Origin of the sequence: Goekera deserti (genome assembly GCF_010685995.1) — a bacterium.
GTDB classification, from domain to species: Bacteria; Actinomycetota; Actinomycetes; order Mycobacteriales; family Geodermatophilaceae; genus Goekera; species Goekera deserti.
In genome coordinates this window covers 91,837-104,288 of the sequence record NZ_JAAGWK010000020.1, presented here as the reverse complement: position 1 = coordinate 104,288, position 12,452 = coordinate 91,837, and the positions used below count along the sequence as shown (strand labels likewise).

Annotated in this window: 9 protein-coding genes; 5 read left to right on the top strand and 4 right to left on the bottom strand. The window is 74.2% G+C overall.

The window, feature by feature from the left end; all coding sequences use genetic code 11:
- Positions 1 to 153: 153 nt before the first annotated feature.
- The 3 genes from G1H19_RS14180 (at position 154) to G1H19_RS14170 (ending at position 6,000) form a co-directional block, all read left to right on the top strand.
- Entirely contained in the window at positions 154 to 1,803 is a 1,650-nt protein-coding gene (locus G1H19_RS14180; protein ID WP_152729292.1) for a methyl-accepting chemotaxis protein, read from the top strand.
- A 185-nt stretch (positions 1,804 to 1,988) separates the two neighbouring features.
- Positions 1,989 to 4,451, top strand: coding sequence for a methyl-accepting chemotaxis protein (locus G1H19_RS14175; RefSeq protein WP_152729294.1), 2,463 nt, complete (start codon positions 1,989 to 1,991; stop codon positions 4,449 to 4,451).
- Positions 4,452 to 4,467: 16 nt separating this feature from the next.
- Positions 4,468 to 6,000 carry a chemotaxis protein CheW gene (locus tag G1H19_RS14170; RefSeq protein WP_152729296.1) on the top strand — a complete coding sequence of 511 codons (1,533 nt, stop codon included), beginning with the start codon at positions 4,468 to 4,470 and terminating at the stop codon, positions 5,998 to 6,000.
- Between the two features lie 101 nt (positions 6,001 to 6,101).
- Here the strand turns inward: G1H19_RS14170 and G1H19_RS14165 are convergent, their stop codons facing one another.
- Entirely contained in the window at positions 6,102 to 6,629 is a 528-nt protein-coding gene (locus G1H19_RS14165) for a bacterial proteasome activator family protein (RefSeq protein WP_322099361.1), read from the bottom strand.
- A gap of 97 nt (positions 6,630 to 6,726) precedes the next feature.
- On the opposite strand from G1H19_RS14165, the gene G1H19_RS14160 reads away from it, so the two are divergent.
- Positions 6,727 to 7,944 (top strand): cysteine desulfurase-like protein, encoded by a 1,218-nt coding sequence (locus G1H19_RS14160; RefSeq protein WP_152729298.1) that lies wholly within the window; start codon positions 6,727 to 6,729, stop codon positions 7,942 to 7,944.
- A 145-nt stretch (positions 7,945 to 8,089) separates the two neighbouring features.
- Positions 8,090 to 9,016, top strand: a complete 927-nt coding sequence (locus tag G1H19_RS14155) for a hypothetical protein (protein WP_152729300.1) — start codon at positions 8,090 to 8,092, stop codon at positions 9,014 to 9,016.
- Positions 9,017 to 9,063: 47 nt separating this feature from the next.
- Here G1H19_RS14155 and G1H19_RS14150 read toward each other — a convergent pair whose 3' ends face one another.
- The 3 genes from G1H19_RS14150 to G1H19_RS14140 are packed head-to-tail and all read right to left on the bottom strand — an operon-like array spanning position 9,064 to position 12,425.
- Positions 9,064 to 10,053, bottom strand: a complete 990-nt coding sequence (locus G1H19_RS14150; RefSeq protein ID WP_152729302.1) for an NAD(P)H-quinone oxidoreductase — start codon at positions 10,051 to 10,053, stop codon at positions 9,064 to 9,066.
- Between the two features lie 46 nt (positions 10,054 to 10,099).
- Positions 10,100 to 10,792, bottom strand: a complete 693-nt coding sequence (locus G1H19_RS14145) for an alpha/beta hydrolase (RefSeq protein ID WP_152729304.1) — start codon at positions 10,790 to 10,792, stop codon at positions 10,100 to 10,102.
- A 28-nt stretch (positions 10,793 to 10,820) separates the two neighbouring features.
- On the bottom strand, positions 10,821 to 12,425 hold the full coding sequence (locus G1H19_RS14140) for an AMP-binding protein (protein ID WP_162392879.1): 1,605 nt from the start codon (positions 12,423 to 12,425) through the stop codon (positions 10,821 to 10,823).
- Between the last annotated feature and the right edge of the window lie 27 nt (positions 12,426 to 12,452).

The window sequence follows — 12,452 nt, the reverse complement described above, 5'->3', positions numbered from 1 at the left end:
GCTCCGCTGATCGTCCGGCCCCGTCTCAGGGGCCCGCGGCGCGCGGGACGGGCAGTGGCGGTTCCCCCGGAACGTGACGGTCTCGCCTGGAGTGCGGGCGGTCGCTGCCGATGACGAAGCTGTCGACAGCCCCCTCGCCCCGAAGGACGACCCATGCCCGCTGCCCCGTCGATGCCGTCCGCCGCAGGCGCGGCCGAACCGCGCGGCCGCCGCTGGTCCGTCGTGCACTGGCGACTGCGCAGCCGCCTGCTGCTCGCCGTGTTCCTGGTGACCCTCACCACGCTGGGCGTCGCGGGCTTCGGTGTCCAGCGCATGTCGGTGCTCAACGACAAGGCCGAGCAGGTCTACACCGAGGGCGCCGTCCCGCTGGACGGCTTCCGCCAGCTGCAGGCCCTCTGGTGGCAGTTCGCCGCCCACACCGCTCGCGCCAGGGTCGGGACGCTGCCGCCGGAGCGGCGGGCGCAGGCGCAGCGGGACGCGGAGGCGGACATCGCGCTCATCACCGCCCAGCTCGCGGCGGTCGAGGAGATGGCGCTCGGTGCCGAGGCCCGGGCAGGGCTGGAAGCGCTGAGTGCCGGCGTCGGCCGCTACGTGCAGGCACTGGAGCAGCTCGTCGGGCTGGTCGCCGCGGGCAACCCCGACCCGGTCGTGGCCGGGGGCCTGCTCCAGACGCTCGACGCCGAGGAGGCGGCCATCGTCGAGATGCTGATCAGTGGCACCGCCGCCGCGGCGGAGGCGGCCGAGGCGCGCTCGGCCGAGTCGGCTGCGGCGTACACCTCGGCACGCACGCTGACCGTCGTCGGGGTGTCGATCGGTGTGCTGGTCGCGGTGGTGCTCGCGCTGTCCATCGTCCGCACCGTGACCGGCCCCGTGGAGCGGCTCCGCTCGGTCCTGGTCCGAGTCGCCGGCGGCGACCTGAGCGTGCGGGTCGGCGCGGCGGGCGGGGGCGAGATCGGCGAGGTCGGCCGGTCGCTGGACGACACCCTGGAGGCGCTCTCCGGCGTCCTGCGGCTGGTGCGCACCTCGGCGACCGGGCTGGCAGCGTCCTCGGCCGCCATGGCCGGCACGGCGACGGCGATGAACGGCAACGCCGAGGCGGCCGCCCGCCAGGCGGAGACCATCTTCTCCTCGGCCGGGGAGGTGGCGATGAGCGTGGACACGGTCGCCGCGGGGTCGAGTGAGATGGAGGGCGCGATCCGGGAGATCGCGAGCAACGCCAACCAGGCCGCCACGGTGGCCCGGCGGGCGGTGGACGTGGCCGGTGCGACGACCACGACGGTCGGGGCGCTGGGGGAGAGCTCCGAGCAGATCGCCCAGGTGGTGAAGGTGATCACCGCGATCGCCGAGCAGACGAACCTGCTGGCGCTGAACGCCACCATCGAGGCGGCGCGGGCCGGGGAGATGGGCAAGGGCTTCGCGGTGGTGGCCACCGAGGTGAAGGAGCTGGCGCAGGAGACCGCGCGGGCGACCGAGGACATCGCCGGGCGGGTGGCCACCATCCAGTCGGACACGGCGCGCGCGGTGGCGGCGATCGACGAGATCTCGGCGGTGATCGGGGAGATCAACGACTACCAGGCCTCGATCGCGGCGGCCGTGGAGCAGCAGACCGCGACCACCAACGAGATGAACCGCAACGTCGCCGAGGCGGCCGGGGGGTCGAGGTCGATCGCCGACAGCGTCTCCGGGCTCGCGGCCAACGCCCAGCAGACGCACGTGCAGGTGGCGTCGGCCCAGGCGGGCGCGGACGAGCTGGCCCGGATGGGCGCCGACCTGGAGCAGGCGGTCGCCGGCTTCGTGCTCTGACGCACGCCCGCACGACGACGTCGAGCCGTCCCCCACCCGGGGGGTGGCTCGACGTCGTCGTGCCCGTGCCCGAGGGCGGGCAGCTGCACGCCTGCCTCTCACCTTCGGCTCAACTGGTGTGGTCGGGTGCCGAAAGAACACAGGGGGCCACGCAGGACCTCCCGCAGCCACGTGGAGGACCCCTCATGCCCGCCGCCCCCGCCGCCGGTCCGGCCGTCACCGACGCGTCCGCCGACGAGGTCCAGCAGCTGCGCGGTCTCGCCACGGCGATGAGCCGGTCCCTCGCGGTCATCGAGTTCGACCTCGACGGCACGGTGCTCACGGCGAACCAGAACTTCCTGGACACGATGGGCTACACGCTGCGCGAGGTGCGGGGTGAGCACCACCGCATGTTCTGCGCGCCGGGCACCGCCGAGTCGCCGGAGTACCGCGACTTCTGGGCGAAGCTGGCCGAGGGCGCCTACGTGCAGGACGAGTTCCGCCGGATCGCCAAGGGCGGCCGCGAGGTGTGGCTGCAGGCCACCTACAACCCGATCCTGGACGCCGCCGGGAAGCCGGTGAAGGTGGTCAAGTTCGCCTCGGACACCACCGCGGCCAAGCTGCGCAACGCCGAGTTCGGCGGCAAGGTCGCCGCCATCCAGCGCTCGCAAGCGGTCATCGAGTTCGACCTGACCGGCCGGGTGCTCACCGCCAACCAGAACTTCCTGGACACGATGGGCTACACGCTCACCGAGATCCAGGGCCAGCACCACCGCATCTTCTGCCCGCCCGAGGTGGCCACCAGCGAGGAGTACGCCGAGTTCTGGGCGAAGCTCGGCGCCGGTGCCTTCGAGCGCGGTGAGTACAAGCGGCTCGCCAAGGGCGGCCGGCCCGTCTGGCTGCAGGCCACCTACAACCCGATCATCGGCATCGACGGCCGGCCGCGCTCCATCGTCAAGTACGCCAGCGACGTCACCGCGGCCAAGGAGGCCACCGCCGAGTTCCTGGGCAAGGTGGCCGCGCTGGACCGGGCGCAGGCGGTCGCCGAGTTCGGCCTGGACGGCAAGCTGCTCACCGCCAACCACAACTTCCTCACCGTGATGGGCTACACGCTGCCCGAGCTGCAGGGCCGGCACCACCGCATCTTCTGCGACGCCGCGTACGCGGCCACCCGGGAGTACGCCGACTTCTGGGAGCGGCTGAGCACCGGGCAGTTCGAGTCCGGGGAGTACGTGCGCCGGGCCAAGGGCGGGCGCGAGGTGTGGCTGCAGGCCACCTACAACCCGATCTTCGACGTCGACGGCAACCCGGTGAAGGTGGTCAAGTTCGCCAGCGACGTCACCGCGGCCAAGGCGACCAACGCCGACTTCCTGGGCAAGGTCGCCGCGATGGAGCGGGCGCAGGCCGTCATCGAGTTCGACCTCGAGGGCCGCGTGGTCACCGCCAACCGCAACTTCCTGGACGTGCTGGGCTACTCGCTCAACGAGATCCAGGGCAAGCACCACCGGATGTTCTGCGACGCCGACGTCGCCGCCAGCCAGGAGTACGCCGACTTCTGGGAGCGGCTCGGCGCCGGCCAGTTCGAGGCCGGGGAGTACAAGCGGCTGGGCCGCGGCGGGCGCGAGGTCTGGCTGCAGGCCACCTACAACCCCATCCTGGACGCCAGCGGCAAGCCGGTGAAGGTGGTCAAGTTCGCCACCGACGTGACGGCGACCAAGCTGCGCACCGCGGAGATCCAGGCGCGGATCAACGCCGTGGACCGCGCCCAGGCCGTCATCGAGTTCGACCTCGACGGCATGGTGCTCGACGCGAACGAGAACTTCCTGCGCACCGTCGGCTACTCGCTGCGCGAGATCGTCGGGCAGCACCACAGCATGTTCTGCTCCGACGACTACACGCGCTCGACCGAGTACCGGGACTTCTGGCTGCGCCTGGGCAAGGGCGACATGATCTCCGGCCGGTTCCACCGCCGGGGCAACTACGGCCGCGACGTGTACATCCAGGCCACCTACAACCCGGTCATGGACCTCACCGGCACGCCGTTCAAGGTCATCAAGTACGCCTACGACGTGACCGCCGAGGTGGAGCGCGAGCACCGGATCAACACCGGCACCACCGAGATGACGGCGTCGGTGCGCAACCTGGCCACCTCGATCGACGAGATCTCGCAGAACTCCCGCTCCGCGACGGAGCTGGCCACCGAGACGCACGGCAACGCCGAGGAGGGCGTCGAGGCGCTGCGCGCGTCGATCGAGGCGATCGGCATGATCCAGAAGTCCTCCGCGGCGATCACCGACATCGTCCGGGTCATGGGCGAGATCGCCAACCAGACCAACCTGCTGGCCTTCAACGCCTCCATCGAGGCCGCCCGGGCCGGTGAGCACGGGGTCGGCTTCTCCATCGTCGCCGGCGAGGTGCGCAAGCTGGCCGAGCGCTCGTTCGAGGCCGCGCAGCAGATCGGCGTGCTCATCGAGGAGTCCGCGGAGCGGGTCGCCCAGGGCTCGGAGGTGTCCAAGCGCGCCGAGACGGCGTTCGAGCGGATCGCCAAGAGCGTGTCGCGCACCAACGACGCGATTCGCTCGATCTCGGCCTCCACCCGGGTGCAGCAGGCGGCCTCCGCCGAGGTCGAGGCGCTCATCGTCCAGCTGTCCAGCTCCACGACGTCCTGATCGCCGGGAGCCGGCGATGACCGCGGGACCACCGGACGACGCGGCGGACGTCGTCTACGGGCTGCTGACCCTCGCCGGGATGGACGTCGCGCTGCCGCTGTCCGCGCTGCGCGAGGTCGTCCGCCGGCCGGCGACCTTCACCCCGCTGCCGGTGCAGGCGCCCGGCCTGCTGGGCGCGATGAGCCTGCGCACGCTGGTGCTGCCCGTGGTCGACCTGCGGCCGCTGATCGGCCGGGCGGAGGAGGTGCGGGAGGACCAGGTGGTCGTGGTCATCGCGCACGCCGGCCGCCTGCTCGGCCTGCTCGCCGACTCGGTGCGCGGCATCTCCCCGATCTCGGCCGACGCGCTGCTGTCCATGGCGGCCGCCGGCGGGCAGCTGCTGTTCTCGCACACCTTCCGGCACCTGGTCACCGACACCCCGGTGAGCGTGCTGGACGCCGCCGCGCTCGTGCAGCTGCCCGGGATGCCCACCGTCGCCGACCCGCAGCGGCCGGGCACGACCCCGGCCGGCTCGGTGCGGGGGCGGGCCGGCACGGGCCGCAGCCTCACCCTGGTGCGCTGCGGCCGGCAGGTGCTCGCGATCGACGTCGCCCAGGTGCACACCACCCTGCCGCTGACCGGCGTCCGCGCCTCGATCCTCGACGGTCCGCTGTGCCTGGGCGTCACCGACCAGGCCGGCATGGAGGTTCCGGTCGTCGACCCCATGGCGCTGCTCGGCCTGCAGCCGCTGGCGCCGGCGGACATCGGTGCCGGGCTGGTGCTCGACTTCGGCCACGGTCTGGTGGTGCTGGCGGTGAGCGAGCTGGTGGAGCTGTGCGAGGTGGACACCGACGACGTCCTGCCGGTGCCGGCCCACGCGGTGCGCCGGCCCGATCTGCTGGCCGGCATGGCCGAGCTGCCCGGCCGGGGCGCGTGCCTGGTCGTCGACGGCCCGGCGCTGATGCTGGACCGGGACCTCTCCGGCTTCGCCTCGGTGAACACCGTGCTCGCCGGTCCGCCCGGACCGCGCGCCGGCGCGCAGCGCCCGGGGACGCCGGCCGCGGCGACGGTGCCGGGCAGCGGCGCGTCCTACGTGACCTACTCGGTGGGCACCGACGTCGCGACGCCGCTCACGCAGGTCATCGAGATCCTGCCGTTCCCGGAGACGATGACGCCCACCGAGGTCGACGCCTCCGTGCTCGGCGTGGTCGTGCACCGCCGGGCAGCCGTCCCGGTGCTCTGCCTGGGCACGGTCATCGGCCGCACCCCGCTGGAGCGCACCCACGCGGCGTGCCTGCTGCTGGTCGAGGTGGACGGCGAGCAGGTCGCGTTCGCCGTCGGGGCACTGCGCGGGATCGACCCGCTGGCCTGGGCCGACCCGGACCTGGCCCGGGGCGCGCCGATCGCGGACCTGCGCCGGGCGCTGAACACCTCACCGCTGGTGCAGCTGGGCACCCGCACGAAGCTGCTGCCCGACCTGGACCTCCGCGAGGTCGCCCGCGCCGTCCGCGGCCCGGCCGAGCCCGCCGCCTGCCCCGACCCCGAAGCCGCCTCCCTGCTCGTCCCGTGAGCCGACGGCCCTTCCCGCGGAAGTGGCCGCGGGGCTGACGGCCCTTCCCGCGGAAGTGGCCGCCGGGCTGGCGGCCCTTCCCGCGTGAGTGGCCGCGGGGCTCAGAGGTACTGGCCGCCGCCGGGCTGGGCGGGGACGCCGGGGCCGCCGGGCAGCGCCTTGCGGCGCATCTCCTCCAGCTGGGCGCGGGCGGCCATCTGCTGGGCGAAGAGCGCGGTCTGGATGCCGTGGAACACGCCTTCCAGCCAGCCGACGAGCTGGGCCTGGGCGATCCGCAGCTCGGAGTCCGACGGCGTCTCGCCCTCGGTGAACGGCAGCGTGAGCGCCTCCAGCTCCTCCCGCAGCTCCGGCGCCAGCCCCTTCTCCAGCTCGCTGATCGACGAGGCGTGGATGGCGGCCAGCCGGCTGCGGCTCGCCTCGTCCAGCGGCGCGGCCCGCACCTCCTCCAGCAGCTGCTTGATCATCGTGCCGATCCGCATCACCTTCGCGGGCTGCTCGACCAGGTCGGTGATGCCACCACCGGACCCGTCGTGGCCCGAGCTGACGTCGAGGGCGCCCATCGGCTGTCCGTCGGGGCCGACGACGACGACCTGGTCGGATCCGCCACCTGCCGTACCGGGTGCAGTCATGCCCCCATCCTGCCCTCGGCCCCGGACGTCGGCGCCCCGGGGCCCGGGGGTGTCCGGACCGGCCGGCGGGCACAGCACGCTGGCCTAGGGTCGTCGCATGTCACGGGGGGGCTCCGAGCTGGACGTCCCGCGTGTCCGCGGGCTGTTCCCGGCGCTCTCCGACGGGTTCGTGCACGCCGACGGACCCGGTGGCGCACTGGTGCCGGAGAGCGTCGGGCAGGCGGTGTCCCAGGCGATGCGGGTGCCGATCGCCGACCGCGGGGGTGTCTTCCCCAGCTCCGGGCGGGCCGAGGCGCTGGTCTCCGGTGCCCGCAGCGCGGTCGCGGACCTGGTGGGCGCCCGCGCGGCCGGCGTGGTGCTCGGCCCCAACATGACCACGCTGACCTACGGGATGGCCCGGGTGCTGTCCCGCACCTGGCGACCCGGTGACGAGATCGTGGTCAGCCGGCTGGACCACGACGCCAACGTGCGCCCCTGGGTGCAGCGGGCGGAGGAGGTCGGCGTCGGGGTGCGGTGGGCGGAGGTCGACATCGAGACCGGGGAGCTGCCCGCGTGGCAGTACGACGAGCTGCTCAGCGAGCGCACCCAGCTGGTGGCGGTGACGGCCGCCAGCAGCGCCATCGGCACCCGCCCGGACGTCGCCGGCATCGCGGCCCGGGCCCACCAGGTGGGCGCGCTGGTGTACGTGGACGCGGCGCACGCCGTCCCGCACCTGCTCGTGGACCAGCGCGAGCTGGACGCCGACTTCCTGGCCGTGTCGGCCTACAAGTGGGGTGGCCCGCACGTCGGCGCCGTCGTCGCCGACCCGGCGCTGCTGGGGCAGCTGTGGCCAGACCAGCTGGCGCCCGGGACCGACCGGGTGCCCGACCGCTTCGAGACCGGCGCCCCGCCCTACGAGCTGTACGCCGGCGTGGCGGCGTCCGTGGAGCACCTGGCCGCCCTGTGCCCGGACACGACCGGCCCGCGCCGCGCCCGGCTGGCCGTCTCGATGGCCGCGGTCGGCAGGTACGAGGCGGCGCTGCAGCGCCGGCTGGAGCGGGGCCTGCGCTCGCTGCCGCACGTGCAGGTGCTGGGCGCCGCCGAGCGCCGCACGCCCACGGTGTCGTTCACCGTCGCCGGCCGCCGTCCGCGGCAGGTCACCGCCCAGCTGGCCCGGCGCAACGTCTGCGCCTGGGACGGCGACGCCGGCGCCCGCGAGCTGTTCGACGCCTTCGGCGTCGCCGACAGCGGCGGAGCCGTGCGCCTGGGCCTCATGCACTACAGCACCGTCGAGGAGGTCGACCACCTCCTCCAGTGCGTCGCCGACCTCCGCTGAGCCCGCCCTCCCCCCTCCCCCCACCGCTCGGTGATCATGGACCTGCGTGAGCGACACGCCGGCGCGGCGCTCACGCGGCTCCATGATCGCCGCGGGCGGGGGTGTGGCACGGGTGATCCCGGTCTGGTGGTCCTAGGGTCGGCGCATGCCGGCCGACGCCTCGCCACCTGTCGCGCCGGGGGCGGGCCGGCCGGCGGCACCCGCCGGTGGGCGGTCGCTGCTGCTCTCGTGGTTCGCCGTCGTCGTGGCGGTCATCGGGCTGCTCCCCGTGCTGGGGTTCGCCTGGATCAGCTGGGCCTTCAGCTACGGGGTGCCTGACGGGGCCGGGGGCTGGGCGGTCGTGGTCGCCGGCGTCCTGCTCCCCTGCGCGGTCGCCGCGGGGTCGGTGCTGCTGCTGGCAGCGTCGTCCTGGCTGGGGCTCGCCCTCGCCTCCGGTGCCACGGCGCTCTGCATCGTCGCGGTCGCGCTGTCACCGGGCGTGGTGACGGGAGGCGTCCTGGTGACCGGGCTGCCGGCAGCGTCCGGTGCGGTGCTGGCCTGCCTGCCCGCCGTCCGCGCACGGGTGCGCGAGCGCACCTCCCGTCGTCGCTCCACCGCGCTGCGCGCCAGGGTGCTGGCCACGGCCGTCCTGGTGGCGGGCGGCGTGCTCGTGCCGCTGGTGGCCACAGGTCGCGACGGCCTGACGTACGGCGAGGCGTCCCGCATCGAGGTCGACGTGCGGGAACAGCTCGCCGCACTGCCCGGTGTCGTCGGGGCACAGGCGCGGTGCAGCCGGGACCGGGACGGCGCTGCGCTGCACGGCGGTCTCCAGGTGCAGCCCGGCACGGACCTGGAGGAGGTGGCCGATCAGGCCGAGCAGATCCTCTGGGCAGGGTCGACGACGGAGATCGGGGAGCTCACCGTCACCGTCGACGAGGCGTTCGACCCCGCCGTCCCCGTCGACCCGGCAGCGCCCTACGTCGACCCGCCGGGGATCCAGCGGGTGTACGGCAGCGCCGGGGCACCGGCCTCGGGGCAGGACCGGCGGCCGCTGGCCCAGCTGGAGGAGCGCTACGGCCCACGGCGCGGCTGAGGTCGGAGCGGGACCGTGCGCACTGCTCACGGCACGGGCTCCCCAGCTCAGCCCGGGACGAGCAGGACCTTGCCGATGTGGGTGCTGGACTCCAGCAGGGCGTGGGCCTCGGCGGCGCGGGACATCGGCAGCCGCCGGTCCACGATCGGCCGCACCACCCCGCGCTCGACGTCGGGCCACACCTCGTGCCGCACCGCGGCCACGATCTCGGCCTTGCCGCCGGGACCGTCCAGCGGCCGGGACCGCAGCGCGGTGGCGTGCACGGTCGCCCGCTTGGCCAGCAGCCGGCCCAGGTCCAGCTCGGCTCGGGTGCCGCCCTGCAGGCCGATGACCACCAGCCGGCCGCCGGTGGCCAGCGCGTCGACGTTGCGGGCGAGGTACTTCGCGCCCATGTTGTCCAGCACCACGTCGGCGCCGTGCCCGCCGGTCGCCGCGCGCAGCCGCTCGACGAAGTCCTCCTGCCGGTAGTCGATGGTGACCTCGGCGCCGAGCTCGCGGCAGAACGCCAGCTTCTCCGGCGAGCCCGCGGTGGTGGCCACCCGGGCACCGGCGCGGACGGCGAGCTGGATCGCCATGGTGCCGATGCCGCTGGACCCGCCGTGCACCAGGAACACGTCACCGCGGCGCAGCCCGGCGAGCATGAACACGTTGGACCAGACGGTGCAGGTGACCTCCGGCAGGGCGGCGGCGGTGGCCAGCTCCACCCCGGACGGGCGCGGCAGCAGCTGCGTGGCCGGGACGGCGACCCGCTCCGCGTAGCCGCCGCCGGCCAGCAGCGCGCACACCTCGTCGCCCACCGACCAGCCGACGACGTCCGCGCCGACCTCGGCGACCACACCGCTGCACTCCAGGCCGAGCACCGGGCTGGCCCCCGGCGGCACCGGGTAGTGGCCCTGGCGCTGCATGAGGTCGGCCCGGTTGACGGCGCTGGCGGCGACGTCGACCAGCACCTCGCCCGGCCCGCACACCGGGTCCGGCACCTCGCCCCAGCCGAGCACGTCGGGTCCACCGGGGCCGCTCGTCGTCACCGCACGCATGCCCTGACCTTAGGAGGGGCTGCGTCCCGGCGCGCCCAGCCGAGGGCTACAGGCTCAGCACCAGGTCGCGGACGTCGGCCGGGCGGGACAGGAACGGGTGGTGTTCGGCGTCGATCTCCACGACCGCGCCGGCCTTCCGGGCGAACGCGCGCTGGCGCTCGGCCGGGGTGCCCCGGTCCTGGGCGCAGACCAGGTACGTCGAGGGCAGCTGCTGCCACGCCGCGGCCCGCACCGGCTGCTGGGTGACCTGCAGACCCTGCCGGGCCAGCCGGGCCGGGGCCTGGGCGCGGACGTCGTCGTCGCAGTCCTGCAGGAACGTGTCGGCGAGCAGGCCGGGCACGACGCCGAACGTGCCGCCGTCCGGGTCGACGTCGAGGAACGGTGCCGGCGCCTCGCCGCCGAAGGTGGAGAGGCTCTCGCCGATCTCCGGAAGGTAGCTGGACACCAGCAGCAGGTGTGCGACGGAGCCCGCGCCCGCGGCGGCCTCCGCGGCCACGATCCCGCCGTAGCTGTGCGCCACCACGACGGTCGGCTCGTCATCGGCCAGCGCCGCCCGCACGGCGGCGACGTCCTCGGGCAGGCCCGGGCCGGCGGGCCCGGGCGCGACACCCGTCTCCCCGCAGCTGGGCAGCGCCGACGCCACGCTGCGGACGCCGCTGCGCTCCAGCAGCTCGGCGGTGCGGTGCCACCACCACGCCCCGTCCCGGACGCACGCCCCGTGCACGAACACGACCCTCATCGCGACCCTGCTCCCGTCCCGGCGGCGCTCACCAGGCTGCGGCGACCGCCTTGAGGTCCTTGCGCAGGATCTTGCCGGCGGCGGACTTGGGCACGGCCTCGATGAACTCCACCCGGCGCACCTTCTTGTGCGGGGCGAGGTGCGCGGCGGCGTGCGCCATGACGTCGTCGGCGGTGATCCCCGAGCCCGGGGTGCGCACCACGAACGCGGTGGGGTGCTCCTCACCGCTCTCGGCGTCCCGCACGCCGATCACGGCGGCGTCGCTGATCTCCGGGTGGGTGAGCAGCACGGCCTCCAGCTCGGCCGGTGCCACCTGGTAGCCCTTGTACTTGATCAGCTCCTTGACCCGGTCGACCACCGTGAACCGGCCCGCCTCGTCGACCACCGCGACGTCCCCGGTGTGCAGCCAGCCGTCGGCGTCCAAGGTGTCCGCGGTGGCCTGCGGGTTGTTCAGGTAGCCGGCCATGACCTGCGGCCCGCGCACCCAGAGCTCGCCGCGCTCGCCGGGCGCGGCGTCCTCACCGGTGGCCGGGTCGACCAGCCGGGACTCGGTGTTCGGGATCGCGTACCCGACCGTGCCCTTCGGGGTGGGGCCGGCACCGGCGGGCTCCCGGCCGGTGTCCGGAGTGGTGTGCGAGACCGGGGAGAGCTCGGTCATCCCGTAGCCCTGGGCGATGGTCACGCCGGTGTCGGCGCCCTTGCGCAGCCGGGCCTGCGCGGCCTCGGCCAGTGACTCGTCCAGCGGGGCGGCACCGGAGTTGATGGTGACCAGCGAGGAGAGGTCGAACTGGTCGACCAGCGGGTGCTTGGCCAGGGCCAGCACGATCGGCGGGGCGACGAACGCGCGGGTGATCTTCTGGTCCTGGATGGTGCGCAGGAACTGCTCCAGGTCGAAGCGGGGCAGCGTGACCACCGCGCCGCCCCACTGCAGGCCCTGGTTCATCAGCACGGTCAGGCCGTAGATGTGGAAGAACGGCAGGACGGCGATGATCCGCTCACCCGCGTGCAGGTCGATCAACGGCCGGCACTGCGCCACGTTGGCCACCAGGTTGCGGTGGGTCAGCATGACGCCCTTGGGCAGGCCGGTGGTGCCGCTGGAGTAGGGGAGCGTGACCAGGTCGGTGGCCGGGTCGATGTCCACCTGCACGGCGGGCGCGTCGGTGCTGAGCAGGTCGCGCAGCGAGGTGTGCCCCTCGGCGCCGTCCAGCACGACGATCTCGTCGACCGGGTGGGCGGCCGTCGCCTCCCGGGCGCGGTCCAGGAACAACGAGATGGTGACCAGGACCTTCGCGCCGGAGTCCTTCAGCTGGAAGGCGATCTCCTCGGGCGTGTAGAGGGAGTTGACGGGTGAGGTCACGCAGCCGGCGGCGGCGATGCCGTGGAAGACCACCGGGTACCAGATCGTGTTCGGGCAGAACACGGCGACGACGTCGCCCTTGCGCAGGCCGCGGGCGTGCAGTGCCGCGGCCAGCCGGCCGACGTAGAAGCCCAGCTCGGCGTGGGTGATCGTCTCCCCGGACAAGCCGTCCACGAGTGCCGGCGCGTCGCCGAGCTCGGCGGACCGGGCCAGGACGAAGTCCGGGACGGAGACCTCCGGGATCTCGACGGCGGGGTACGGGCTGGTGAACGCCACGGGGTGTCCTCCTCGACGGTGGTGGTG